The sequence below is a fragment of the Paenibacillus residui genome (assembly GCF_042677205.1).
Lineage (GTDB): Bacteria > Bacillota > Bacilli > Paenibacillales > NBRC-103111 > Paenibacillus_L > Paenibacillus_L residui.
The window spans coordinates 183,448-210,288 of sequence record NZ_JBHTIU010000039.1; the positions used below are offsets into that span (position 1 = coordinate 183,448).

At 50.3% G+C, this 26,841-nt stretch carries 18 protein-coding genes; 11 read left to right on the forward strand and 7 right to left on the reverse strand.

The genetic code is table 11. The annotated features are described in order from the left end of the window. Positions 1-91: 91 nt before the first annotated feature. Positions 92-1,294, forward strand: coding sequence for an MFS transporter (locus ACFQ03_RS12855; RefSeq protein ID WP_144931933.1), 1,203 nt, complete (start codon positions 92-94; stop codon positions 1,292-1,294). Positions 1,295-1,321: 27 nt separating this feature from the next. Then, positions 1,322-2,134 carry an alpha/beta hydrolase gene (locus tag ACFQ03_RS12860; protein WP_144931935.1) on the forward strand — a complete coding sequence of 271 codons (813 nt, stop codon included), beginning with the start codon at positions 1,322-1,324 and terminating at the stop codon, positions 2,132-2,134. A gap of 397 nt (positions 2,135-2,531) precedes the next feature. Here the strand turns inward: ACFQ03_RS12860 and ACFQ03_RS12865 are convergent, their stop codons facing one another. The 3 genes from ACFQ03_RS12865 to ACFQ03_RS12875 form a co-directional block, all read right to left on the reverse strand. Beyond that, on the reverse strand, positions 2,532-2,729 hold the full coding sequence (locus ACFQ03_RS12865) for a cold shock domain-containing protein (protein ID WP_144931937.1): 198 nt from the start codon (positions 2,727-2,729) through the stop codon (positions 2,532-2,534). 102 nt (positions 2,730-2,831) lie between these two features. Beyond that, the gene (locus ACFQ03_RS12870) at positions 2,832-3,566 is read right to left on the reverse strand and encodes a class I SAM-dependent methyltransferase (RefSeq protein WP_379288531.1); all 735 of its coding nucleotides are present in this window, start codon (positions 3,564-3,566) and stop codon (positions 2,832-2,834) included. Positions 3,567-3,665: 99 nt separating this feature from the next. Beyond that, positions 3,666-5,396 (reverse strand): sensor histidine kinase, encoded by a 1,731-nt coding sequence (locus ACFQ03_RS12875; RefSeq protein ID WP_379288533.1) that lies wholly within the window; start codon positions 5,394-5,396, stop codon positions 3,666-3,668. 147 nt (positions 5,397-5,543) lie between these two features. On the opposite strand from ACFQ03_RS12875, the gene ACFQ03_RS12880 reads away from it, so the two are divergent. The 4 genes from ACFQ03_RS12880 (at position 5,544) to ACFQ03_RS12895 (ending at position 9,367) form a co-directional block, all read left to right on the forward strand. Further along, complete coding sequence (locus ACFQ03_RS12880; RefSeq protein WP_449290185.1) at positions 5,544-6,443, forward strand: efflux RND transporter periplasmic adaptor subunit; 900 nt, start codon at positions 5,544-5,546, stop codon at positions 6,441-6,443. 42 nt (positions 6,444-6,485) lie between these two features. Continuing rightward, positions 6,486-7,820: an ABC transporter substrate-binding protein gene (locus tag ACFQ03_RS12885; RefSeq protein ID WP_379288537.1), complete on the forward strand. Its 1,335-nt coding sequence runs from the start codon at positions 6,486-6,488 to the stop codon at positions 7,818-7,820. Between the two features lie 143 nt (positions 7,821-7,963). Beyond that, the gene (locus tag ACFQ03_RS12890; protein WP_144932238.1) at positions 7,964-8,182 is read left to right on the forward strand and encodes a hypothetical protein; all 219 of its coding nucleotides are present in this window, start codon (positions 7,964-7,966) and stop codon (positions 8,180-8,182) included. Between the two features lie 501 nt (positions 8,183-8,683). Further along, positions 8,684-9,367 (forward strand): TerC family protein, encoded by a 684-nt coding sequence (locus ACFQ03_RS12895; protein WP_379288539.1) that lies wholly within the window; start codon positions 8,684-8,686, stop codon positions 9,365-9,367. Between the two features lie 172 nt (positions 9,368-9,539). Here ACFQ03_RS12895 and ACFQ03_RS12900 read toward each other — a convergent pair whose 3' ends face one another. Beyond that, a complete protein-coding gene (locus ACFQ03_RS12900; RefSeq protein ID WP_379288541.1) occupies positions 9,540-11,213 on the reverse strand; it encodes a thiamine pyrophosphate-binding protein in 1,674 nt (557 codons plus the stop codon). A 518-nt stretch (positions 11,214-11,731) separates the two neighbouring features. On the opposite strand from ACFQ03_RS12900, the gene pepF reads away from it, so the two are divergent. From pepF to ACFQ03_RS12920, 4 genes are all read left to right on the forward strand, one after another. After that, positions 11,732-13,522: an oligoendopeptidase F gene (gene pepF, locus ACFQ03_RS12905; RefSeq protein WP_379288543.1), complete on the forward strand. Its 1,791-nt coding sequence runs from the start codon at positions 11,732-11,734 to the stop codon at positions 13,520-13,522. 204 nt (positions 13,523-13,726) lie between these two features. Continuing rightward, complete coding sequence (locus ACFQ03_RS12910) at positions 13,727-14,452, forward strand: ABC transporter ATP-binding protein (protein WP_144931954.1); 726 nt, start codon at positions 13,727-13,729, stop codon at positions 14,450-14,452. Further along, a complete protein-coding gene (locus tag ACFQ03_RS12915) occupies positions 14,445-16,115 on the forward strand; it encodes a putative ABC transporter permease subunit (protein WP_379288545.1) in 1,671 nt (556 codons plus the stop codon). Before ACFQ03_RS12910 ends, ACFQ03_RS12915 begins: the two co-directional genes overlap by 8 nt. A gap of 262 nt (positions 16,116-16,377) precedes the next feature. Beyond that, the gene (locus tag ACFQ03_RS12920; RefSeq protein ID WP_379288547.1) at positions 16,378-18,717 is read left to right on the forward strand and encodes a beta-propeller domain-containing protein; all 2,340 of its coding nucleotides are present in this window, start codon (positions 16,378-16,380) and stop codon (positions 18,715-18,717) included. Positions 18,718-18,897: 180 nt separating this feature from the next. On the opposite strand, the gene ACFQ03_RS12925 is transcribed toward ACFQ03_RS12920, so the two are convergent. From ACFQ03_RS12925 to ACFQ03_RS12935, 3 genes are all read right to left on the reverse strand, one after another. Then, on the reverse strand, positions 18,898-21,972 hold the full coding sequence (locus ACFQ03_RS12925; RefSeq protein WP_379288549.1) for a CBM96 family carbohydrate-binding protein: 3,075 nt from the start codon (positions 21,970-21,972) through the stop codon (positions 18,898-18,900). 397 nt (positions 21,973-22,369) lie between these two features. Continuing rightward, positions 22,370-22,999 (reverse strand): fumarylacetoacetate hydrolase family protein, encoded by a 630-nt coding sequence (locus tag ACFQ03_RS12930; protein ID WP_144931962.1) that lies wholly within the window; start codon positions 22,997-22,999, stop codon positions 22,370-22,372. 179 nt (positions 23,000-23,178) lie between these two features. Then, positions 23,179-24,453, reverse strand: coding sequence for a CapA family protein (locus ACFQ03_RS12935; protein ID WP_144931964.1), 1,275 nt, complete (start codon positions 24,451-24,453; stop codon positions 23,179-23,181). A gap of 273 nt (positions 24,454-24,726) precedes the next feature. On the opposite strand from ACFQ03_RS12935, the gene ACFQ03_RS12940 reads away from it, so the two are divergent. Continuing rightward, entirely contained in the window at positions 24,727-26,823 is a 2,097-nt protein-coding gene (locus ACFQ03_RS12940) for a BglG family transcription antiterminator (RefSeq protein ID WP_150959583.1), read from the forward strand. Positions 26,824-26,841: the final 18 nt, after the last annotated feature.

Consider the following 26,841-nt stretch of genomic DNA (forward strand, 5'->3'; position numbering starts at 1 on the left):
AAACAACGCCGACAGCCTGCAGGCATCGGACCGGCAGCCGCAGACCCGTGACTCCAAGATATACCAAGAATGATTAGAAAGAAGGCTTCTCATGTCTGAACCCGACATCACACCGTCCCCTGCCGCCAAGCATCGTCCAACGGGTGCTACCGCAGGCTCGGATGCTGTACTTAAGTCTTTCACATTTTTGTTCTTCATGACGATGTCCATTATCGTCTCCGTCTTTCCGATCTACTTCGATTATAAAGGTTACAGTAAACTGCAAATCGGAATGCTGTATTCTATCGGCCCGACCGTAGGCATTGCCGCCAACTTGTTCTGGGGTGTACTAAGCGACAGACTGCAGACGATCAAGAAGGTGATGATCACTGTTCTCGCAGGACAGCTCATCGCCCTGCTGATCATGTTTCAAGTCGATACTTTCACGGTCATGTTCATAGTCATGACGGCTTACTATTTCTTCCAGACTCCCATGAACGGGTTAATTGACAGCCAGACCCTTCTGGTCGCGAGTAAGACCGGGAAGAGCTACGCCTCCTACCGCATTTGGGGATCGTTGGGCTTTTCCTTCGCTTCCTTGTTTTTTGGCATGGCTCTGAGCGGGTTAGGGATCCAATCCGTCACCTTCCTTACCCTCGGGACGGTTATCATCTCTTTTGGACTGGCCTTCCTGTTGAAAGACAGCAGAGCAGGGGCGCGCAAGGCGGATTTTAGCGGAGTGCGCAGCATTTTGTTCTCGAAGCAGCTGCTCTGGTTCTTTCTCCTTATTCTGCTTCTCGCGATCCCGGCGAAAGCGAATGACGGGTTTCTGGCTCTCTACATGATCGGACTGGGAGCCAACGAAACGATCATCGGGTATTCCTGGATGATTTCCGCTCTCAGCGAAATTCCCGTGATGTTTTTGCTCAGCAAATACGGCCATCGCTTCAAGGAGCTGCCGCTGCTCGGATTCGCCGGCTTGATCTATGGAATCCGCTTCCTCCTTATGGCCTCCGTTCAGAATCCGTATTGGATTATTGCCATCCAAGCCATGCATTGTCTGTCCTTCGGCATCTTCTTCATTACCGCCATCCGGTATATCACCCAGTTGGTGCCCGACGAGTTCCGGGCCAGCGGGCAGGCGATGTTTAATGTCGTATGGGGAGGGATGGCCGGATTGGCCGGCGGAGCTATCGGAGGGCAATTATTCGATTTATGGGGAGGTGATACGGTCTATCTGTTTGCATCCATAACGGCGTTTATTGCCAGTGCGGGATTTTTTCTGACCCACATTTCCAGAAAATTCAGCGTCTAGAGAGAATTATCCAAGGAGTGAAAGCCTTTGATACCGACACCTGTCACTTTCCATTCTCAAGCTTTGAATCGGAGACTGACCTTTTATGTATTCCTTCCGCCGGGTTACGAGCAATCGGAGAAGCGCTACCCGGTCATCTATCTGCTGCATGGCAGATTTGACAGCGAAATCTCATGGCCCTACCGGGGGAATGCGTATGCAACGGCCGAGCGGATGATGGCGTCCGGGGAATTGACCGAATCGATCATCATCATGCCCAGTGACGGAGGTTTTTCCACGGGGACGTATTATTTGGATTGGCATGACGGCAGCGGGAATTTCGAGCAATATTTCATGAACGACCTCATCCCCTTCATCGACAGCCAGTATCGGACCCTTACGTCCAGAGAGAACAGAGTGATATGCGGCTTGTCCATGGGGGGCTTCGGATCCTTGCTGCTCGCACTTCGAAATCCTGGGCAGTTCGGCGCGGCCGGCAGCCTGTCCGGCGCACTCGGCATGTTTCCTTCCTCCGACCGGCTGGATTTGGCCCCGGATTGGGAGCCGGATCAGCTCGTCCGCATAGTCGGGCCGTTGGACGAAGAGTATGCCAGACATCATAATCTCTCCTTCCTTGCCGCCAGGGCGCTTCAGCAGGGACCGTACCCCGAAATTTATTTCGACTGCGGCACGGAAGATTTCCTGTATCAAGCCAATCTGTGGCTGAAGGATGAGTTAACCCGCTTAAATTATCCTTTTACATATCAGGAATTTAGCGGCAGCCATACTTGGGAATATTGGAGCGAGCATCTGGAGGATGTGTTGAAGTTTATGAATGCTTACCTGAGCCGCAGTCGTTAAAATAACCCCGGAATTTGCGGGATGCCCCTCTACGCGAGGAGCATCCCCAAAGACATGCAATTGTACATGTCTTTGGGGACAAATCCGGTAAATCCTAACAAAGACACACGAATCTGCAGGTCTTTCCGCCGCAAACCCTCGAAAATCAGGCACATGCCCAAATTGACTGACATGCACTTTTGCCTGTCTTTGGAACCCCACCTGCCCATCGGCAGTTCTTATGTAAAAGGAGAATACTGCTGCGCCCCCGCCTTTGACCGGACTGGAATATTGTTCTGCCCAGCTTCGTTTTCTCCGAATCACCAACTTCAAATTTACGCGAAAAAGCAGCCCTTCTTGTTCAGAAGAGCTGCTTCATAATCGCTAGCACATTATTTATAAGTGGTATTCCCTAATCTTATAATTTAATGACGTTAGCTGCTTGAGGACCACGGTTGCCTTCCGTAATATCAAATTCAACCTCTTGGCCTTCGTCCAAAGTTTTGAAACCTTCGCCTTGGATAGCAGAGAAGTGAACGAAAACGTCGTCGCCGTTCTCTACTTGAATGAAACCATAACCTTTTTCTGCGTTAAACCATTTTACTGTACCTTTCAAGTAAACAACCTCCTAAAATGTCGCCATTTATGGCGAATGTACCTTATTATAACACTGCTAAGAATTAATTTCAAGTCATGTAACGAATTATATGCACATAATTTATCGATCTTTTTTTGTCAGGCACAGGAGATGTTTCGAGCCCGGGATAAAGGCAAGACGGGATTCCATCATCCGTACCGAAGCCCCGCTGTCCTCCAGCTCTTGAATCAGAATGTCCAGCCCCGGGTATTCCTTAAAGGATAGATCCAGGAGCGGATATATGCGAACCTCCCCTCCCGGCCGGCAAATACGAAGCAGCTCCCGACAGGCTTCCAGGTGAAATTGTTCATCCAATCCCTGCCCGTATAGAAACAGAAAATGACTGCACAGAACAAGCGAGAACCGTTCCTCCGCGAACGGCAGATTCGGCAGCGATGCCTCGGTATAAACCTGGCTCCCTTCTGTCCGGTAACTCTCGATAAATTGTGAGAACGAGGCCTCCCGCAGCTTGCGGTGATGTTCAGGGCTGCCATAATAGGACCAGTCGAAGCTGTCACGCAATGCGTCTAATTTCTCCGTTGAAACCTCTATTTCTTCATAGCCGGTTTTCTCCATATCGTCAGCATCCATCGCATAAGTCGGATCCGCCGCGAAAGCGTCGACTCCTTTCCTTCTGGCCATAGCCGTGAACGATGATGCTCCTGCCGCAACATCCAATACCGGCCCCCGGTGCAGACGCTCTTCTTCCAGCGAGAACATGCGGAGGTATTCATCCATAGACCGGCAGGTGACAGCGTACCCGGTCTGTTCGTAACCTCTCGGGCTGGGTACAGGCCCTCTTCCTTCCTTACTCATCTCAGCTCATCTCTCCTCATCTCATCAAACTATTGTCTTGCTTCACCCGTTACGCTCCCTGGCTTAAGCAGGCGGTGCATAGCGGTTATACGGATTGTATCACGCGTTTTCCTTCAATGACAATCCGTTATCCAGCACCAGGGTGAAAAAAAACGTCACCCCGCCTTCCTCGTTGCGCGCCCCGAATTCGCTGCCGTGAAGCTGAAGCAGATGCTTGACAATGGACAAGCCGATTCCTGTGCCCCCCAAATCCCGGTTTCCGGACCGGTCGGAACGGTAAAAAGCATCCCATATATGAGGCAAATCCTCTTCCGGTATGCGGCTTCCTTCGTTGCTGACTTCTACCGTCACCTTGTCTTGCTCTGCCGTCTCCAGCACCTTGACCTCCACCCGGCCTTGTATCGGCGCATGGCGGACCGCATTGCTCAATAAATTGATCAGCACCTGCTCCAGCCGGGAACGATCGGATAAAACCTGCCGTTCCTCGCCGTCCGTCCCGGCAACCTTCAGTCTTATTTGCTTATCATTAAGGAGCGGCGACATTTTATGCAGGACCGAGCGAATCGTTTCGGACAGCGGTACCTTGGCGGGATTCAGCCGGAAACGGCCGCTCTCCAGCTGTGACAAATCCAGCAAGTCACTGACCAGCCCCGCCATCCGGCTGCTCTCTTCCACAATAATATCCGCATATTTGTCCCGTTTCGTTCCTTGTCTTATATTATCCTTCAATGCCTCGGCGTAGCCTTGAATGAGACTGACCGGTGTTTTCAGCTCGTGAGATACGCTGGCCACGAATCTTTTGCGCATCCTCTCGAGCTGCTTTTCCTTCTCAATATCGGCCAACAGCTTGGCGTTCGCCTCCTGCAATTCATCCATCGTTCGCTTCAGGTTGGAGGACAGATAGTTCATGGTTTCCGCCAGCTGCCCTATTTCATCTTCGCGTTTGAATTGGACGGCTGCGGTGAAGTCCAGTTTGGCAAGCCGCTTCGCCACCCGGTTCAACTGAACAAGCGGTTTGGTGACGGTGCGGGAGAACAAAATGGCGAACAGAACAATCAGCACCAGCGCAATTAAATAAAAATAGGAGTTGAAGTTTCCCATGACCTTCACCGCATCGCCAACCGGCTGCAGAGTCGCCACCGTAAACAAATATGCCTCCCCGCCTGCGGGATGAACCGTGTCCGGAAGCTTGGCCGCAGCTATCAATATATTTTCCCGCTGGCCGCCGACTCCCGAGTTGTTCATTTGCCTGATCAAGATTTCTCCATCGTCGAGCTCGTCAAAAAAGTCCTCTTCCTGCAGCCAATAGCTCAAAATACTAATTAAATTGCCGTAGCTTCCACCAATAGCCGGTGTCGCCGGTTGAGACGGCTGCGCGATAGAAAATGAGGAGCTAACTGGCTCCCTCCCTCCCGGGTGATCCAACTTCGTTAAAGGGGCTTCCTGCTCATACGAATGGGTTAAGGTTTCGGCCGAAGTATGGATACGGATATCATAAGCCGGATTCGGTTTTCTAAGAGGCAGTGCCGGGACGGACGTCATCCCGACATACAGATCTACTCTATCCTCTTGCTTGAACACAGTCGTTGTCAGACCGTAAAACTGCTGTTCAAACCGGCCCACCTCCTCCGGCTTGTCAAACAGGTCATAGCGGCCATCGGCATATCCCCTATAGATTTCTGAAAATTGACTTCTCAGTTCCTTCGTTTTCTGACTGATGTAGTAAGGTTCAAACAGAAACTTCTGTAATTGAATCCATGCCAGCACGATCAGCATCAATCCGATGAAGGTCACCCAGAACACCTTGTAGGACAATCGTTTATTGCTCATGCTCCAGCCCGTACAGAAATCATTATCTCGAACCATTCAAGGCAGCGGCAAGCTGGTTCCGCGCCACAAGTCCGACCTTATAAACGAGAGCGGCTGGAAAGTCACCCGGGTGCATGTCGGGAAAACGATACCGTCCAAAAAGGACAGGTGCTTGTCACCTATGACACTTCCCAGCTGGACGAGCAGCTGTTGAATGAAGAGGCTCAGCTGCAAAAAATGAATTTGAACCGAGAAGCGCTAAAGGAACAATTTGTCGCCGCCCAGCGGGAAACCGATGAGGATTCTGTGCGAAAGGCGAAGCGCGACCTGGAAAGCCAGCAGCTGGACATCGAGATGCAGCAGCGTAAAATCGAAGGCCTGCGCAAAGAGCGGTCCGATAAAGGAACGCTGAAAGCTCCATTCGACGGCAAAGTGACGGATATCTATGTGGAGGAAGGGCTGAACGCTTCTCAAGGTCAGGCGGCCCTGTCGCTTGCAAGAATGAACGAAGGCTTCGAATTTACATTTACGACCGATGAAGACGATGCGGACGCGCTTCAGCTGGAGGAAAAAGTGTCCGTCCGCATTGCCGGAGAGAATGCAAAGTCGCTGGAAGGAACGATCATCGATATTAAAGATGCGACCGCCTCCGGGGGAGGGGGCCCGCCTGATAATAGGGGTTCCTTCGGTGGAGGCATGTCTTCAGGCGGTGACAACGGCGGCGGCGGCGGACCAAATGCGCAGAAGACGATCGTCATATCCGTCATAGACGATACTTTGACGGGAGAGGAGAAAGCAAGCGTTCGAATCGATAAGCCGATGGACGGGCAAGGGCTCGTCATTCCCAAGAAGCTTGTGTATAAGGACAGCAAAGGAAATTACGTCTTTGTCATCCGGGAAAAGAAAAGTCCGGTCGGAAATACGTTCCATGCGCAAAAAGCGTATGTGAACATTGGAAGTTCCACCGACGATGAAATCATCGTCCTGTCCGGTCTCTCGCCGAAGGACGAAATCATCTCCGAGACCAGCGAGCCGCTGCAGGAAGGCAATCGGGTGCGCATCAAATAGCGGTTGATCCACCCGGAATAATTTTATAAGGGAGCGATAAACATGAAAAAACATTTAGCATGGATGATGATGGCAATTTTAGTATTATTGACGGCTTGTTCCGGCAACAGTCCCTCCTCTGCAGGGGAACATTCGTCGTCGGGAGATCAGAAAACGGTCGTCATAGCCGTGACCGGCAGCAACCGGTTCCTGGAAACGGCGGCGCAAAAATTCGAAGATCTCCACCCCGATATCCATATCGAGATAAAAGAATACCTGGCCATGCCGAATACGGACGGGGGAACGACCAGCGCGATCTCCCAAGCGGATATGGAAAAGTATGTTCAGACCGTAACGACTCAGGCGCTGTCCGGAAAAGCCTCGGATTTGATCGATATGACGAACTTGCCCCAGGATAAATTCGTCTCCAAAAACGTTCTGGTCAATTTATACGATCTGATGGCCCAAGACTCTACTTTCGATAAAAGCCGGTACTATGAAAACATTTTAAAGTCTTCGCAAAACGGGGACGGTCTGTATGCCATGCCATTCTCGTTCTCGCCGCAGTTCGTAGCCGGAAAGAAATCAGTCTTGGAAAAGGCGGGCATCTCGATAGACGATAAAACCTGGACATGGGGCCAATTCAAGAACATTGCCAAGAAGCTGCAGGATCAGGTCGGACAGGATTACGTTGCATTTGTTAATTTGCTTCCTAATCAACTGCTCGCCGATTATATTGAAAAGAACTACTCCGATCTCGTTCAGGACGGCAAAGCCAATTTCGATTCAGAGCTGTTTAGAGGAATGATGAACGAAATCAAATCGATGTACGACGAAGGGATTCTTCAAGCCGAGTTTTCTTACGACTATGATAAAGCTTTGTTTTCCATGACCAGCCTGTACAATCCCGCTATGGATTTAATCAATGTGCTGAAAGAAGACACTCAATTATTTAACAGGCCTACGTCCAACGGCCAGTCCGGCGGAGGAGAGTATTCCTCTTACTTCACTTTGGGGCTGAACAGCAAATCGCAGGTGCAGCAGGAAGCATGGGAATTTCTGAAGTTTCTGCTTTCCGACGAGATGCAGTCCTCCCCGGAATTACCGTCGGGATATCCTATTCATAAGGGCATAGTGGATAAAAAATTTCACGAAGCTAAAGAAAAACTACTTCAAGGCGGGACGCTGGAGGTTTCCGGATTTCCAGTGGAAGTCCCTGACAATCTAGATATGTCCATGGTGGATGAACGAATCGCAACCATGAAACAGCAGTTGGAGAACGCAAGTAAGAAATTAACCAGCGACATGAAGGTGTTCTCCATTGCGATGGAGGAATTTGAAGCGGAGGAAGTAAGCAAGCTGATTCAAAACCGGGTGACGACTTATTTAAATGAGTAGGCCTATAGAAAACTCTTCCTTTCGAATATCAATTCTGACCGTTCCTGTGAGACATCCGTCGCAAAATAAGCTACAATAATAAAGAGCGAAAAAATGAATGAAGCGAGGAAATAACCTTGAAAAACAATCGTGTGAAAAAGCATATGATTTACAAAAAAGACAACTGGAACATGATGTCCGTCGAAGTCAACGGCAAACAGCTCATTGTCCGTGAAATATCGGATCAATGGGGAGAGGAAAGCCACATTTTCCTAAGCCGCCCCGCTATGATGCAATGGGTCAGCGAGCGGTTTGCGGACGATCGTTTTGACGGTTCGGAGGAAGAACGTGAAGAAATAATTAGAGCCTTCCAGGAAGTATAAAACGCAAGAAGGCTAACAAAATTTGGCTTCTTTAACGGAGGATCATCCGACAAAAAATAGGCTTGACAAAAATCGCTTTTCCATGCCATACTGAAATAGAAAAATATGTATCGTCCCAAAGGGGAGTAGCTAGTAATCAATAAAGTCGTCAATTCGGGATATTTGTCCCCGGCTTTATTGGCAACATTACGTTGTTAGCAAGACCTTTGCCGATTAGGTAAGGGTCTTTTATGTTTGCTTAAGACCTTTGCCGAGCTCGGTGAAGGTCTTTTTTATATAAATTTTCCTGTGTCCTTGTCCCGTCCGGGGGCACCCTATCCATGAACGTATTGTTCCGGAGCATTGCGTTCCTTAGGATAGGAAAATTTGCTAACGGCTCTGGCTCCGGACATCGGGTTCCCTGCCTGATCCGATGGCCGGATATGATTCCAGAAAACTGACGGATAAATAGTGATGGGCAATGATTCTTCATGAGGTTATACTATTTAAGGAGTGGTACACTTGGACATATTCTCCGTCACTTTCCTCTTGGCACTTGTCAATATCATCATAATCGACCTGGTGCTGGCCGGGGACAACGCGATCGTCATTGGATTAGCCGCTCGCAACGTTCCCAAAGAAATGCAGAAGAAAGTCATTATCATTGGTACTATTGGTGCTGTCGTCATTCGTGCCGCAGCTACTCTGGCCGTCACTTGGCTGCTGAAGTTTCCGGGACTTCTGCTGGTTGGAGGCGTTCTTCTCGTCTGGATCGCCTATAAGCTGCTGGTCGATAACAAAAGTCATGAGATGCAGGCTAAACCGAGTGTTTGGGGAGCCATCTCCACCATTTTGATTGCCGACGTCCTGATGGGGCTGGATAACGTACTAGCGATCGCAGGAGCAGCGCATGGCAATTATGTGCTCGTCATTATCGGCCTTCTCATTAGCGTCCCGATAATGATTTGGGGCAGCACACTTTTCCTGAAATGGATGAGTCGTTTTCCATGGATCATTTATATCGGCTCCGGGGTTCTAGCCTTTACGGCAGCCAAAATGATTACCGATGAGCCTTTCGTTCATAATTTGCTGTTTGTATCCCCCATTGCCAAATGGGCTTTCGTAATTGTAGTCATCGTGGCTGTCCTGCTGCTCGGTTTGCGCAAAAACCGGATGCAGAGCACACCCAGCCCCGCAGGCCAATAAGGATAGGATTCAGCAGACAAAACAGGCCGCTATTCAACGCGAATAGCGGCCAAGCTTTTTTTCGCGCAATGAACCCTATTGCTCTCCATTCTATTCCTCCGCAGCCGAAAATGTTCCTTGCCGACGAAGTGTCTTTAGTTAGCCTTGTCGGGATCCCGACCGACTTCCTTTCTCAAGCCGACGTATGCGGAACGACCGTATCTGCGGTCATCACCTCAATTAGGACAGGCTGCGGATTCTTCTGCGCTTCAGTCAATGCCTCTCTCAGTCCATTCCTGTCCTCAACTCTTCGGCCATATCCTCCCAACGCCTTGGCTACCGCAGCGAAGTCGAGATTGCGAATAACGCTTCCCAGTGTATTCATCCTCTCTGCAAGCATCCTGTTTTTTTCCATCGCATAAGCTCCGTTATTAATGATCAAAACAGTTATAGGGAGCCCCTGCTCCACAGCGGTCTGAAATTCAAGCAGCGTCTGTACGGCGCCTCCGTCCCCGGCCACAGCTACCACCTGGCGCTCCGGGCAGCACAGCTTCGCAGCGATAGCAGCGGGTACGGCGAAGCCGAGCGTCCTCCATCGTCCGGAGATCAGAATCCGCTGCTCGCGCTTGGCTTGATATATACGGTTAAACCATAGAGTATGGTCTCCCGTGTCTACCGCAATGATTGCATCGGATTCCAGCCAATCGGACAGCTCCGCCATGATCGCCTGAGGCGGGGTCGGGCTTCCTTCGAGTGCCGCTTCCCCCTCGATGCGAAGCCTCCAGGCTTCTCGAAGCTTGGCCGTCCGTTCCTTCCAGGAGGTCCGATCCGGCTGTTGTCCGAGACGCTCATTTATTTTCGGAAGAGCACTCGCCAGATCGGCCACGATTCCTTGAACGAGCGGATGCCCCTTGCCCATCTGGGACGGATCGATATCGATTTGGAGCACGGACGCTTGCTTAGGCACATAATCGTCCGGCCACCAAGTGGCCCCCAGCATCAGGACCAGGTCGCATTCGGCCAGAATAAGGCTGGAGCATTCGCTGCCTGCCTGACCCAAACCTCCGGCATAGAGCGGATGATCGTTCGGGACCAACGTTCTTGCCGGAAGGGAAGTAATTATCGGGGCACCCAGCTTCTCGGCCAATCGAATCAGCTCTTGGGAAGCGCTCTCTGCGCCACGTCCCGCATAGATGACGGGGCGCATCGCCGAATCCAGACGCCGGGCAGCATCCTCCCAAAGCTGCAGCGGGGTCTCTACCGCCTGATGGAGATGTGGAAAGTAGGGGACGACTTCTCCCCTTACTTTCTTACGAAATCCATCCTTCGGGATGGACAGATGTGTTACCTCGCCATGAAGTACGGCATGGACCAGCAGCCGCTGCAGCAATTGCGGCAGTGCGTCAGGATGCGCCAGCAGCTCGCTCTGGCGGGCAATGGGCTGGATCAATAGCTGTTGGTTGATTTCCTGCTTCGTTCCCGTTCCGATTTGGTCAGAGTCGACCTGACCGGTTATCGCCAGTACGCCGGCCCGGTCCGCTGCGGCATCCGCCAGACCGTTGAGCAAGTTGGCGATTCCCGGGCCGCTTGTTGCCAGACATACACCAATTCCTCCGGTTAACTTGGCTTCGGCTGATGCCATCAGGGCGGCCGCTCCCTCGTGCCGGCACGCGATATAGGCGATTTCGTTCTGCCGGGCCAACTCATCCAGCAAATCGAAGGTCGTATCGCCAATGACTCCGTAAATTCTGCGTACCCCCCACGCGGACAACTGCTTTACAATATATTGTGCAACCGTCATAGATATCGGTTCGGCCTCTTCCGCCAGCACAGGTTTATTCAGTTTCTCTTCCGTTAATATATTCACAGGCTGTCTTCTCCTTAGTTTGTCGTTACGGGTATAGTTTGACCTCCCTCCCTGTCTCCCATTCGGTTTCGGGGGCGAGCAGGAATTCAATATGGATTTGGAGAACATTAATAGGCATACTATTTGTTTGAGGTGAATATTATTGCTTGATTCCGGAACCGTCATCACCTTCATTATCGTATCATTCTGCCTCGCAGGGGTCCTTATTTTTAAACGGGACTCGATTCCTGATCAGATGAAGCGGCCTCTTGCCATATGTGCGCTGCTTCTCGTCTGTTTTTCGTTTTTTCTCATCGTTTATCTATTTTTTACTGCCGGGTCCAATTGGAAATAGGAACCATTAGGGAGGATATTGTTTTATAATATGAGCAGTGCCGGTTCATACTAGAGGAAAATAATAGGGGGGATGTACCATGCGGGTAATTCCTGCTGTTACCGCCTTCTGTATGATCCTTGCGGCCACTGGCCTCCCGGCGGCTTCGGCACAGAAAACATTGAATTTGTTAAGGAGGGCTAATATGAATCAAGTAGTCAAGCGTTCGGAAGTAGCACAGGAACATACCTGGAAACTGGAAGACCTGTTTCCGGATCAGAAAGCTTGGGATAAGGAATATGACGAAGTCAAGAGATTGATTAAAGAAGCCGCACAATTTCAAGGCAAGCTGCACGATCCCGCTGAAATTAAACGCTGCTTCGAGCTGGAAGATCAGATTTCCCTACATACCGAAAGACTCTATGTTTACTCTAATATGAAGCATCATGAAGATATGGCGGATCCCACCTACCAGGCGCTGTCGGAGAAAGCCAGAAAATTAAGTGTCGAAGTGAACGAAGCTCTTTCTTTTATTACCCCGGAAATATTAGCGCTGTCGGAGGAAGAAATTAACGCTCTGATCCGTCATCCGGAGCTTGGCTTTTACAAGCGGACTCTGGAAGAGATGCTTCGCCAGAAGGCCCATATCCTGTCCAAATCGGAGGAAGCCTTGTTGGCTCAGGTGGGAAGCATCTCCCGCGCTTCGGAGACGATCTTCGGGATGCTGAACAATGCGGATATGAAGTTCCCGACGATTAAGAATGAAGAAGGCCAGGACGTTGAGCTGACTCACGGCCGTTACATTCAATTTCTGGAGAGTAAAGACCGCAATGTCCGCAAGAGCGCTTTTGACGCCATGTATGCCACATACCGGAAGAACAAAAATACGCTCGGCGCGACTTTAAGCTCCAACATCGGGAAAAATGTCTTCTATGCCAAAGTACGAAAATACCCTTCCGTTCTGGAAGCGGCTCTCTTCGGTGATAATATTCCGAAGGAGGTATACACCAATCTGATCGACACCGTCCATGATTCTCTGCCACTTCTTCACCGCTATATGAAGCTGCGCAAGGAGCTGCTTCAGGTCGATGAGCTGCATATGTATGATTTGTTCGCACCGCTCGTTGAAGAATTCAAGTGGGATATTTCTTATGAGGAAGCCAAGGAAATGGTGCTCGACAGTCTCAAGCCGTTGGGAGACAATTACTTGAATATCCTTCGGCAAGGATTCGAGGATCGCTGGATTGATGTTTACGAGAATGAAGGCAAGCGAAACGGCGCCTACAGTTGGGGAGCCTACGGAACCCACCCCTACGTCCTGTTAAACCATAAGGATAACTTGAACAGCATGTTTACGCTCGCTCATGAGATGGGTCATGCCATGCATTCGTATCTGTCCGATGAAAGCCAGGAATACCGCTACGCCCAATACCCGATTTTCCTGGCCGAAGTAGCTTCTACGTTGAATGAAGCTCTGCTTATGGACTATTTATTGAAGAAAACGACCGATCCGAAAGCTAAAATGTACCTGCTCACGTATTATGCCGATCAATTCCGGACGACTCTTTTCCGCCAGACCATGTTCGCCGAATTCGAGAAAATCATCCACGAGAAGACGGAGCAGGGAGAATCTCTTACTCATCAGGACTTCAGTCAAATCTATTATGATTTAAACAAAAAGTACCATGGCGATCACATGGTAGTTGACCAGGATATAGAGATGGAGTGGGCACGAATTCCACATTTTTACAATAGCTTCTACGTCTATAAGTACTCCACCGGCTTCTCTGCGGCGACCAGCTTTGCGAAGCAGATTCTGGATCAAGGGCAGCCGGCCGTAGAACGCTACCTGGGCTTCCTTCGCAGCGGCGGCAGCGATTATCCGATCTCGATTCTGCAGCGGGCCGGGGTAGATATGTCCACCCCTGAGCCAATCGAGCAAGCTATGAGCGTCTTTCGGAATATCATCGAGCAGATGGAGGAGCTTTCCAAGTAAACATCGGGATATGCTGTCAAGCGTCCGGTCCTTATCCGGGTGCTTGTTTTCTGATGTTCTTGTTTATTATGAATCGGAGGAGAGTGTCCGAGGAACTTTTTTTATACGGATGAAACGAAGGGAGGAAGATAAACGTATTATCTGCAGAGAGAAGCCTACTAATCTCATGGCATCATTATTAGACAAATACGGAGGGATAGGCACATGATTGAGTTAACGAATGTGACCAAAACTTATAACGGAACTCACAAAGCCGTTGATAATCTGACATTGACCATTCCGCAAGGTGAAATATTCGGTTTTCTTGGTCCTAACGGCGCAGGCAAAACTACGACCATCAAGATGATTACCGGGATTACCAGCCCCGATCAGGGCTCCATTCTGATCAATGGCGTAGACGCTATACACAATTCATTAGAAGCCAAGAGGCAGTTCGGTTACGTTCCGGACAGTCCGGATCTCTTCTTACGGCTGAAAGGGCTGGAATATTTGAATTTTATGGCCGATATGTATGACGTGCCCAAAGAACTGCGCAAACAGCGGATTGATGAACTGGCCGGCCGTTTCAGTATGGAAAACGTGCTTTCCGATCCTATTCAGAGTTATTCTCACGGAATGAGACAAAAAATCGTTATAATGGGCGTATTGATCCATAACCCATCCGTATGGATTCTCGACGAGCCTCTAACCGGGTTAGATCCCAAGTCTTCCTATACTTTAAAGGAAATGATGAAGGAGCATACCAACGCCGGGAAAACCGTTTTTTTCTCTACTCACGTGTTGGAGGTAGCCGAAAAATTATGCGACCGCGTCGCTATTATCAATAAAGGCGTGATTCGCTTCTGCGGAACTTTCAAGGAAATGCAAGAGCACTTCAAATCGAATGAATCGCTGGAAAAAATCTTCCTGGAGATGACTGGACATGAATAAGACCTTATCGCTAACCAGAATTCTGCTCAAAAACGGAAGCGGAAACTGGGGAAGTAAAAACAAAAAGAGAAGGATTCCTCTCGGATTTTTGGTTCCCCTTCTTATCACGGTCGGTTTGGTCCCGGTTTTTTCCATGTTTTATTTCTTAGTCTCTGTCTTATACGAAGGGCTGGCTGCCATCCAGCAAGAAGGGCTCATTCTCGCATTGGGACTGTCCATCGTCAGCGTCGTCATTTTCTTCTTCGGAATTTTTTACGTAATCAATGTTTTTTTCTTCGCCCAGGATCTGGAGCATTTGCTCCCGCTCCCGCTTAAGCCTTCACAGATTTTGACGGCTAAATTTTCGGTAGCTCTTACGTACGAATATTTAACCGAGCTTTTTATTCTCATGCCGATCTTAGTCTCTTACGGAATCGTTAGCGGTGCAGGCATATTGTATTACGTATTTTCCGTAGTTATCTTTCTTGTACTGCCGCTTCTGCCGCTGCTTCTTGCTTCGGTCATTGCCATGCTGATCATGAGATTTACGAATGTTTCCAAGCATAAGGACCGTTATCGCATGATCGGCGGAGCCGCCGCCATCATCCTGGCGGTCAGCTTCAACTTCTTCTTTCAACGGTTTGCTAACAATAATCTGGATCCGGAACAGATGCAGAAGATCGTGACCGAAGGCAATAATTCCATTATGAATGCCATGACCATGTTCTTCCCCAATGCCAAGCTGGCAGCACTGGCCCTGATTAACGGACCGGCACTGGCCGGATTAGGGTATTTGCTTGCCTTCCTGGCCGTTTCCGCAGTAGCCTATTGGATCTTTATGCTGCTTGGCGATTGGCTCTATTTCAAAGCAGTCATGGGCATGTCTGAATCGTCGGCTCGCAGAGAGAAGGTAAGCGACGAGAAGATGGACAAGATGACACAGCAAAGCTCCGTGATCAAAGCTTATACGGTGAAAGAGTTGAAGCTGCTATTTCGGACACCGGCTTATTTTACAAACTGTGTTCTCATTTCTTTTCTCTGGCCCATCCTTCTTGTTATTCCATTGGTTGCCCAATCGGGCAATCTTCAGGGGATCAAAAATTTGAGCCCGCATATGTTTAATGAAAGCACAGCAGGTATTGTTCTGGGGATTGCCTTCGCTTTCTTCTTATTTTCCGGGGGGATGAATCCGACTGCGGCCACTGCCATCTCACGGGAAGGCCAAGGGATATTCGTCAATAAATATTTGCCCGTTCCTTTTGCGAAAATGGTGATGGCCAAAGTACTGTCCGGTTTGCTGCTCGGCATGATAACGGTTGTTCTGGCCATTATAGTGGCGGTTATATTGCTGGGGCTTCCGGTCTACTATGCCATATTGCTTGTGGCCTTGGGCATTCCTGCCGTATTATTTGCGTCCTTCATCGGCATTATCATCGATATTCATTTTCCCAAATTGAATTGGGACAATGAACAAAAGGCGGTTAAGCAAAACATCAACTCTCTATTTTCCACGCTGATCTGCTTTTTGACCGCCGCGCTGGTCGTTATCGCTATTCTGTTCCTGGATTTGTCTCTGCCCTTTGTTTTCTTCGGTCTGCTGATTATTTTCGGGCTGATCAATTTCCTGCTGTATCGGCTCGTTGTTGCCAAGAGTGCCGACTGGTTTAATAAAATCGAAGTGTAATTCACCTGCCTTCCCGCCCGTCTCCTTTCGGCGGGAGGGCTTTCTTTAACCCCTTACAATCCCTCTAAATATCGACCTCATAATGCCAACGAACTAAAAAGCTCCGCTTCTTTTGGCCCCGCTCCCCGGTTATTTCCTTCACCCATTATCTTTTTCTGCCTATCAAAGAGCTCTTTTCTTTTTCACGTTTTTTTGCAACATTTTACCAGCCGGGCCCGTCTAGGAGGAAAAATAAGCAATTTTTTCTAGGAGGTCGATTCCATTGAAAAGATTACGGCGGATTCCGATTCTGCTGATGATTTTGGCGGTTTGCCTGATTTCTTCCTCATTCCAGGCATCCGTTGTCGAAAGCAGCGGATATCCTGTAGTCCTGAACGGGGAAACCGTTTATTTTGAAACCGCTCCCTTCCAAACAGGCGGAACGATGATGGTGCCGATGAGGGAATGGGCAAATAAGCTCGGTGCATCGGTCGAATGGGATGCTTCCACTCATTCGGCGACCGCTGTTCGGGAAGGAAAGGAATGGAAGGTCTCCGTTAACCAGACAACGGCATACCGTAACGGGACTTCTCATGAAATGGAACAACCGGCTGTGATTAACGGCGATCACTTGATGGTGCCCCTGCGGGCGATGAGCGAGGGACTGGGGTATATTGTGAAGTGGGACTCGGTGGGAGAACAAGTACTGGTGGATGACGAAGGTTTATTTCTTCCCAAGGTGGGGACCTATGACAACCTGAAGGCTTTGCTTGCCGCTACCGTTCAGAAGGAAGAAACCAATCTGAAGCTGCAGGGGGACTCTGCCTTAATTAAATCCCCCATGGCGATGGAATCAGCCGCTGTGGCAACGGGGGGCTCAAGTGCCGATTTTTCCGGAACCAATCTCCAGGTAGAGGGTGTCGATGAAGGAGACCTTGTCAAAACGGATGGAGAATATATTTATCAGGTCAACGAGAACCGGGTGATCATTACTTCGGCGGTACCCGCCACCGATATGAAAATTCTGTCGACCATCGACCTCAATGACGTTATCCATCCGGCTGATATCTATGTGGATGACCGTTTTCTGGTAGTAGTTGGCTCCGCGCCTGTTGAAAATAGAGTGCTGCCGATGACCAAGGAAAAAGCGCGAACCCAGGACTTGGTAATGCCGGCCATATTCCCGAACTCAACCAAAGCGGTGGTTTACAGTCTTGAAAATAGAAGCAATCCGGCCCTCGTTCGGGAAGTGGAGCTGGAAGGTAATTACGTCGCCTCCCGTAAAATCGGCGACAGCTTATATTTTGTCACACAACAATATCTGAACGCTTATGCGATCCTAGAGAAAGGCCAAGAAACCCGGGCACCGCAGTATAAGGATTCCGCCCAATCGGAAGAGCCTATTGAAATCGGATATGAGCAAATCACTTATTTCCCGGATTTCTCCGGATCGAATTACTTGCATGTCGCCGGATTCCGGTTAGACAAAGGAACTGAACCCGTTAATGTGTCAACTTATCTGGGGGCGGGCGAGCAGGTCTACGTATCGCTTAATCATCTGTACGTGACCCTGACCCAATATGACAAAGACGAGGCTGCAGCCTCCGAGAGCACGGAGCAGAGCATGAAGCTGCGGCTTCCTTCCCGCCCGCTTAAGGCTAACAGCCAAATCTTTAAATTCAGGCTGGATGAAGGAGAGACCCGTTATGTTGCCAGCGGAACCGTTCCGGGGACTCCTATCAACCAGTTTGCAATGGACGAATACGAAGGCAGGTTCCGAATTGCGACGACGACCGGAGATATGTGGCGGAACGATGAGCATACATCCAAGAACAACCTATATATTCTCGATGAAGCTATGAACGTAACGGGTAAAATAGAAGGAATAGCTCCGGGAGAACGAATTTATTCCGTTCGATTTATGGGAAATCGCGGCTATATGGTCACCTTCAAAACCGTGGATCCGTTGTTCGCCTTCGATCTGTCTGATCCGGCCTCGCCTGAATTACTGGGTGCGCTTAAAATTCCCGGCTACAGCGACTATTTGCATCCGTATGACGAGAACCACTTGATCGGCTTCGGCAAGGAAGCCGTGGAAGTCGTCGAGAAGGACGCCTCAGGCCGGGCTGTAGGCCAGCCGCAGGCCTATTATCAAGGGATGAAGGTGGCCCTGTTCGATGTGAGCGACATTACCCGGCCAATCGAACTGTTTAATGAGACGATCGGCGACCGCGGCACGGAATCGGAGCTGCTCCACAACCATCGGGCCCTGCTGTTCTCTAAGGAGAAAAATTTGCTGGCCTTCCCGGTAACGGTGGCTGAGGTGAGCGAGAACAAGAAGAATAGGATGGATGTAGTCTCCCATGGCGATTTTGTTTTCCAGGGGGCATATATTTATTCCCTTGACCCGGTGAACGGCTTCCAACTGCGGGGCAAAATTTCGCATCTGTCCGAGGAGGATATGGCGAAAGCGGGACAGTACTGGTATGACAGCCGCAAGAATGTGCAGCGCATTCTTTATATCGGAAATACTCTGTACACTTTATCGCCTTCCGAAATCCGGGCAAATGACCTGCAGACTCTGAAGCCGATACAGAGCATTGCCATTTCGCCGGGAAGCTGATAATACGATTGCAGGAGTAATTCCGGCAATAAACGAATTGCAGTTAAAGATGATTGTTGCACCGTTACAATAAAAAGGGCCGGTTATTCGGATTCGCACGTCTTTAACCCGAACGAATCCGTTAACCGGCCTTATAATATTGCCGATGCAATAAGTAATCCCTCAACCCTGCGATTTCGATTAACGCAGCTCCAGATACGGTGAATGTCGGGCGTTCTCTATGCTGTTAATCCTGACTAACGAACCGGCTGCGCTCTCATCGAGCAGCATGAACGAAATCTCTCCTTCGGCAGCCTCAAGCCCCGACAAGCATCCGCTAATCTCCAACTCGTACCAGCCTTCGCCGTTTATCGTCACCGAACCGCAGTTAACCGCGTTACTGGCTTCAGGAGCCGTATTCCAGGTCAGGTCTCGGCCGGCCCATGACTCGCCCGAGAAGGCGTATATTGTTAGCGGCACAGAAGATTTCCCTATTTTATCGACATACCAGTGAAGCTTGGCTGTAACATAGGATCGGGCCGAATCTTCCGGCAGGATTGCTTTCATATACCCGATTCTCTCATGCTTGACGGCCGCCCCTTTAGGATGCTCGCCCACCTCAATCCATTTGTCGTTTCCGAAGGTTTTGTTCGCTTGCGGACCGCTTCTGGCATAAGTATCCTCCGTTATCGGCACGACTTCAGCTTCGGCGGACGGACGCCTTACTTCAATAATATAACGGCTGGCGGAGCCATCCTCCGCTTTAACCTGCACCGTTATAATACTTCTTCCTTCGGGCACGGCAATCGGGCCGGACGGCTGCCCGCTTTCAACGGGTTGCCCGTTGATAGTTAACTCGGACGCTTCATCCATCGCTGTTGCAGTCACTCCCAGTTCATATACGCTCTCCGAAACGGTAACGGCGTATGCCTTCGTATCCGGATGAAACACGGGGGATAGGGTTTCTTCGCCAACCTGCAGGCTGCTTAAATAAGAGTTTGTGGAATAAAGCTCCGCCGTATGCGGACGGTCGTACGCCTTGGCCCAATAATAGCCCGGAGCCATTATTCTTCTCGGCTCAAAGCCGGCCTGCTCTCCGGCATCGATTCTTTCGGATAAGGCGCTTCCCGTCCCGTCCGCTCCTGTGACGAAATCAACATATCTACCGCCGGCATAGGTGAACCGGCCGTGTGCGGAAGCGGCAATTCCCTCTCCCGTCTTATAATCGACAACCTTCAATGACACCTTAACTCCTGTACCGGAGGGCTCTACCGTCATGCCGTCAATGATCATCGGCTTCAGCTCCGTGCTTCCTGTAGTAGCCGGCACAGCATCGGAAGCCGGACCGATATTTCCCTGCAAATCGACGGCAGCCACTTTGTAATAATACGTAGTATTCGGAAGCAAGCCTTCATCCGTGAAGCGCAGTGAGCGGGACGTCCCGGCCAGGTTCCATGGCCCCGTCTCAAAGCTGCTTTCCGTACCGCGGTAAATATTGTAGCGGGCGACCTCCAAATTATCGTAAGCCATTCCGTAACGCAGATCGATTCGCTCATGATTGAAGGCGGATGCCGTCGGCGGGGCTGTCAGGGCGGAAGGGCGTTCATTATCCGCAGGAGGCTCCCAATAGTACCGGTCCCGGCTCCAATCCGAAGGAAGCTCGCGGACCGAGTCATAGTGATGCATCGCCATTCCGCCGAATGCCGGGCTGCCGGAGTAGGCTGCGTACACTTTGGCAAGCTCATTCTCCATGTACCTTCTTCCCTCTTCCCGGAAAGTTATGGATGATGGGTCGCCGCTGTTGGCGATATCCAGCGTCTCCACAGCAATAACGACCGAGTTCGGCTTGCCGATGGTTTCGGCATAGGCCATCTCCCCCGCCACTTGGTGGATAAGCCCGACGGAACCGTCCGCCGTATCGCGATAATTCATAATCGCAATATAGTCGCTAATGTCCTGGATATGCTCGGACAGCCATTGGGTCGAGCCATTCCAGGGAATATCTCTGGCCTGATCCGATGAGTCGTACCATCTTGGAATCGCGGGTCCAAAGGCCAGGTTGACGCCTGCCGTATCCCGGCGTTCAATCATTTTAGCCAGGACATCCAAGTATTCGATTTGCGCAGAAGGCGCGTCTGTTTTGAAACTCGGCATAATATATGGCTCAATATCGACATTGACCCCATCGAACCGTTCTTCCTTCTCCGATGCCAGTTGATAGTTCACTATTTTCTCCATTAATCGGACCGCACGATCGTGATATGGGGCCAGTGCCCCGAGATAGGGCGGCGAGGTTCCTCCTGCAATGCAGGCATGAACCTGATAGCCGTTGGCATGAGCCCAAGCAATGAACTCGCGTACCTTCCCCGGGTCATCTTCCAGGATATCCACCCCCGCATAACTGTCTACTGCAAGATACAGAGTGGTTACCGGCTGCGAACCGAAAGTTTCGGTATCTTTCGCCATCGCGTCCAGCACCTGGCGCGAGCCCGGATTCAGCAAGAGGTTGTAGGCCGCCGGCTCCCAAATCCAGATGGCTCTATCCTGATGAATAACCTTCACTTCTTCCTGGGTTCCCTTCCCGGATTTCACGTACGTTGTCATACTTCTGCCGATGTTGCCGTTGGAATCGGCCGCTCTCGCCTCCACGCTCAATGTTCGGTCTCCCTGTCCCGAGGAATCCCAGATATAGCGATACCTGTTCTCCTTCCCTAACGATTCGGCCCGATTCCATGGTCCCCCGTTAATTCTAACCTCCACATTTTCCACCGGATTTCGTCCATACGCTTCAACTTCTATCGGAACCTTCCCATGAACATAAGCTCCATCCGAAGGACTTGCAATGGTCACGACGGGAAGGCTTGCCGGCGGGTTATCCACCTTTAGCGTCATCCATTCGGACCAGACGCCGTAACGCGTTTTTCTGTCGAGGCTTTTGGCCGCAATCTGAAATTCCCCGTCATTGGTTGCCGTATCCAGAATGTAATACCAATCACCCGAATCATCCCCATCCGGATCATTCATATGAACATCCGCAACCAAACGGCCGTTAACCATTAATTGAACTTGATAAGAGTCCGTGTAGGTTCCCGATAAAGTGACCTTCCCTGCCGGTACCTCCTCGCCATCTTGATGTGAATCGATCATTACGGCGGCTTCGGCCCGAGCTGCGGAAGGGATCAGCAGAACCGCCAAAGCGGTACCCAACAAGACAATCCATAGCATACTTATAGCCTTTTTCTCCCGATTCCCTACCCACTTCCAAGTACAAATCATTCTCATTCCCCTTTCAGTAAATTTGCCGTCAGCATGGTAAAGCGTTTTCAAAACTATGAAGCTCTCAATCCCTCCTCCGCTAACATTCTTTTTCTACGTTAAAATAAAGTCAGGCTGAGAGAAATCTTCTTTTCTTTTACTCTTATACAAATATTTGAATAGTTAATAAAATCATTACTTTCCATAGAAAAGGATAGCTCTTAAGTACACACAGCTAAATTAAAAAAAAGCCCCAAACGGAGCCCTACAATCCCCACAAAGTGACGTATGACCTTTGAAGCGTATTCCGGGTACTTTGCGGGGAGCCCCGGAACTGAAGATGAATAACCCGGTCATTCAAATACAAAGACCGCCTCATCATAGGGTCAAGTGACCGAGGCGGTCTTGTCGGTTAATTTCATTTAACAGAAATCAATATATCCCCCGCAGGCTCATCATTCCAGTAAAGCTGAAGCCTATCTCCATCCGCGACCGCACCGACACCCTCCGGAGTTCCGGTAAAGATCAAATCACCCGGCCCTATTCCATAATGCTCCGCACAGAAATCCACGATCCCCTGCAGGTCAAAGATCATACCCCGAGGCTGTCCGCTCTGTACCATCTGCCCGTTCTTCCGTAAGTGGAACGTACCCTCTCCGGCTCTTGCAATGCCAGGAAAAGCCCGAAACGGTCCAATCGGCGCCGATTGAAGAAAGCCCTTGGCCGGAAGCCAAGGCTGCCCTTTCGCTTTCAGTGCCGTTTGAACATCCCGCAAGGTAAAGTCTATCCCCAGAGCCATCTTGTCCACGAGCTCGTCCACGGAAATTCCCGGTTCATAAGAGCGTCCAATATGAATGACCAGCTCCGCCTCATAATGAATCTCGCCGACGCCAGAGGGAAGTCCGATAGTTCGGCCATCCATGGGAACCAGAGCGTGGCTTGGCTTCATGAACAGCATCGGCTTATCCGGAACGGCATTGCCTAATTCTGCGGCATGCAGGCGATAATTTCTGCCAACGCAGTATACATTTCTGATCTGTTCGAACATTGCTTCGGCTCCTCCTTTCGCAAAGCGGAATAAGCGTATGATTCTAAATATAGTTCGCACGGCCTTGGTTTCTCACATCAAAATAAGTGCATATAAGATCAATTTCACCATGTTCTAGGGCCTTGAGGCGCGACTTCCTTTACTCTTACTACACCTCAACCTGTTTACTGCAAAGTCAGCTATTCCTCTGCGTGAATGTATCCGTCCTTATCGACAAAAGCCTGCCTCGATATGGAGGTCAATCGCTCGTAAAGCTGCTGCCCTTCTTGCTCTTCCATGACAACAGGCTTCGCCCACTGGGTAAAAATCGGCACGGCCTTAAGATCACAGCCGTCGGTCGAGCAGGTCGCCTCCAGAATGACGGTTTCGAGCGTTTTGGCGTTGTTATTCGTTGTGAAAATAAAATTCCCAAGGCTGTACGCGATCCATTTCCCGTTATATTGCTCAAAACCTTGCAGCACATGCGGATGTCCTCCGATGATTAAATCCGCGCCGGCATCTATATATCGATGGGCCAGATCGATTTGCTCCTGGTTAGGGTGGTCCTTACGCTCCTCGCCCCAATGCGCGATGACGATGACCAGGTCCGCCTGTTCCTTTGCTTTCTCAATCTCCCGTACCGGGCGGATATGACTGTAGGTGTCTGCCAATCCGGGCGACGCAAGGCCGGCTTTCCAAGAAGCATCGGGAACGACTTTCGTAAATCCGAGGAAAGCGATTTTGAGCCCGTTCTTCTCTACAATTACCGGCTGGAACGCCTCGTCCGCATCTCTTCCGGCCCCTACCCTCAGAATCCCCTGCTCATCCAGATGGCCGAGTGTATCCAGCAGCCCTTCAACCCCATAATCCATCGTATGATTATTCGCCAGATTGACCAAATCGAACCCCGCTTCCTTAAAAGCAGGCAGAACCTCCGGGGAAGAACGGTAAATATAGGTTTTATCCTTCTCCGCTGTCCCCCGGTCCGTAATCGGAGTTTCCAGATTGGCAATCGTTAAATCCGGTTTCTGCAGAAGCTCCCGGACATCCTGATACGGATACTCGTAGCCGTGAGCCGATAATAAATTATTCACCGTGCTTCCTAACAGAACATCCCCCACGAAGGACAGGGTCACCTGCTTCTTCGGCCCGTCTCCACGGTCCGGCTCCGCGGGAGGGGCGGATTCACCGCTATCCTCCGGGGACGGGGATGGTGATGGTGAGCTCACGGGCTCTTCGGAAGGCGAAGGACTCGGCATTGTAGAAGGCTTGGGAGAAGAAGCCGGATCTATAGCTGCCGCATCAGGCCCGCCCCCGGATCCGGAGGAAGGGGCGGATGACTGCTTTTCCATCCATATGTACAGTCCAATAATCGTTACAATCATAAGAAAAAAAAGAATGACGGTCGCTCTCATCATCGATTGATACATCTTCTTGCGCTGCGACATTTTTCTTTCGGTCCGTGAAAGATTCATAATTTCCCCTCAACCCGCTTTCGTATCATCCATAATCAATATTATACCAGAAAATACTGCCACTTTCTTCGAGATCCGCCAACATCCGACATCCCCGACCAAGAAACTTGCCGACTTATCAAAAAATATGACATCCGTATAATTTTGCAAAAATAAGGGGACAATGATTGCGCTGTTTCACAAGCATGGCATTAAGTATAATGACTAGCAAGAGGGTCGGATTCGTAAGGATAGAGGGGGTGCGGGACTATTCTGGACGAGAGGAGCACTTCCATTCTTGCCTTATTGCAAGAGAGGGAAGATTATGTACCATTGCAGGATTTGATGGATGCTTTTCATATATCCAAACGGACGGTTTATTACGATATGGGTAAAATTAACGAATGGCTCCAGGCGAATCAACTGGCTCCCGTTCACTATGTCCGCGGCGCGGGCTTCGTGCTTCCGGAAGAGTCCCGCAGGCAGCTGCCGGCCATCGCGAAAACCGTTCAGCCATCTCAGTATTATCTGTCCCGTAACGAACGGAAGGCTTGGCTGGGACTTCATCTGATCCATCGGACAGAGCCCCTGTTTCTTCAGGACATGGAGCAGCTTCTGAACGTCAGCCGCGGAACCGCCCACACCGAATTAAAACGTCTTCGGGAGGAATTGGCCGGCTTCAGACTGACGGTGACGTTTGACCGCAAGCACGGTTATATCGTCGAGGGGAAGGAGAAGGATAAGAGAGCGGCACTTTCGCATATTTTATCCGAGCTGTTATCCCATATCAGCTGGAAAGATTTCGTCCTGCAAATCCAGGGCCTGATCAATGCCAATCTGTATCAGGCTCAAGCCCCTGCCTTCCAAGCCGAGCAGCTATCTTCCATCTACGATATCATCGCCTCCGGGGAACGAACGATCGGGATGGAGCTGACGGACGAAACGATTCTGCAGTTGGCCGCCCGTCTATTGCTGTTTACGAACCGGCTGATTGAAGGCAAAGCAGTCACAATGGATCAGGATGAGAGAGCCGCCCTGCGGGAAACACCGCAATTTAAAGCAGCCTTACAAATTTCCCTGGAGCTTGGAGCCTTGTTCGGAATTGAATTTCCCGAGGACGAGATCTGTTATATAACGGTTCATTTATTGGCCGCCAAGGTCAACAAGCTGGGAGAACAATCGCATAATCCCGAAACCAAGAGGCTCCGCGTGGCCACCAGACAAATGATCGAAACCTTCGAACAGCTCGGCTGCGTTTATTTCCAGCAACGCAATGCACTGGAAGACCAGTTGTTCCTTCACGTGAAATCGGCCTTCTATCGGATCAAATATGATCTGAAAATCGAGAATCCCCTGGCGGATACGATCATGCAGAAATACCGGGAAGTGTTCGAGCTGACCAAGAAATCGGTGCTTCCACTGGAGAAGCTGCTCGGAAAGCCGGTGGATGACCAGGAAATCGCTTATCTGTCCATGCACTTCGGCGGCTGGCTGCGCAGAGAGCAGGTCGAGCCGGTCCAGGGGAAAACCGCCGCAATCGTCTGCGTTAATGGCATTTCAGCCTCGCGCATGCTTAGAATCCAGCTGAAACGCTTATTCCCCGCCATTGATTTCGTTGCCGTTCTCTCGCTGCGGGAGTATGAGAAATTTACAGAATGGGTTCATTTTATTTTTTCTACCGTTCCGTTGTCCGGGAGCAACGTCCCTGTGTTTATCGTCAATCCCATCCTGAGCGATGCGGAGAAAGTCCATCTGCTTAACCAGGTACAGCCTTATCTGGATGGAGGGAGCGAAGAAGGCCCCGGCCCTTCCGCACAGGCGATTATGGAGCTGGTCAAGAAGCATTCCAGCGTCCTTAATGAATCCGCTCTACAGGAGGAGATTCAGCGCTATCTGACGGCTGCCCGCAATCGGCCGATCCAGGATAACAGGCCGACACTGAAGGATTTGTTGACCCCTAACCGGATCGTTCTGTGCAAGGATGCTACGGATTGGCGCTCAGCCATAAAGATGGCCTCCCAGCCGCTCTTGAATGACGGGAGCATAGTCCGGCAATACGTTCAGGCCATGATCGATAAAGTCATAGAGCATGGTCCTTATATCGTCATCGCGCCTGGAATAGCGATTGCACATGCCAAACCGGAGGACGGTGTCGTTCGTACCTCCATGGCGCTTCTCTCTATTCGGTCAGGGGTTCCGTTCAGCAGTCTGAAGAAGCACCGCGTCCGTCTGTTATTTGTTATAGCCAGCCTGGACGGCGAATCTCATCTGAAGGCGCTGACTCAATTAACCGATATGCTCAAGGATGAACAAAATAGATTCTTGTTGGGGAATACGAGCGATAAAGATGAAATAATGCGAATGCTCCATCAATATTCCTTTACATCATAGGACACACTAAGGAGGATT

Bases quoted from the DNA above. Each gene is read 5' to 3' on its own strand.
- ACFQ03_RS12890 (WP_144932238.1), top strand. From the start codon at position 7,964: ATGATTTACAAAAAAGACAACTGGAACATGATGTCCGTCGAAGTCAAC.
- ACFQ03_RS12925 (WP_379288549.1), bottom strand. From the start codon at position 21,972: ATGATTTGTACTTGGAAGTGGGTAGGGAATCGGGAGAAAAAGGCTATA.
- ACFQ03_RS12870 (WP_379288531.1), bottom strand. From the start codon at position 3,566: ATGAGTAAGGAAGGAAGAGGGCCTGTACCCAGCCCGAGAGGTTACGAA.
- pepF (WP_379288543.1), top strand. From the start codon at position 11,732: ATGAATCAAGTAGTCAAGCGTTCGGAAGTAGCACAGGAACATACCTGG.
- ACFQ03_RS12875 (WP_379288533.1), bottom strand. From the start codon at position 5,396: ATGAGCAATAAACGATTGTCCTACAAGGTGTTCTGGGTGACCTTCATC.
- ACFQ03_RS12910 (WP_144931954.1), top strand. From the start codon at position 13,727: ATGATTGAGTTAACGAATGTGACCAAAACTTATAACGGAACTCACAAA.
- ACFQ03_RS12930 (WP_144931962.1), bottom strand. From the start codon at position 22,999: ATGTTCGAACAGATCAGAAATGTATACTGCGTTGGCAGAAATTATCGC.
- ACFQ03_RS12855 (WP_144931933.1), top strand. From the start codon at position 92: ATGTCTGAACCCGACATCACACCGTCCCCTGCCGCCAAGCATCGTCCA.
- ACFQ03_RS12935 (WP_144931964.1), bottom strand. From the start codon at position 24,453: ATGAATCTTTCACGGACCGAAAGAAAAATGTCGCAGCGCAAGAAGATG.
- ACFQ03_RS12915 (WP_379288545.1), top strand. From the start codon at position 14,445: ATGAATAAGACCTTATCGCTAACCAGAATTCTGCTCAAAAACGGAAGC.
- ACFQ03_RS12885 (WP_379288537.1), top strand. From the start codon at position 6,486: ATGAAAAAACATTTAGCATGGATGATGATGGCAATTTTAGTATTATTG.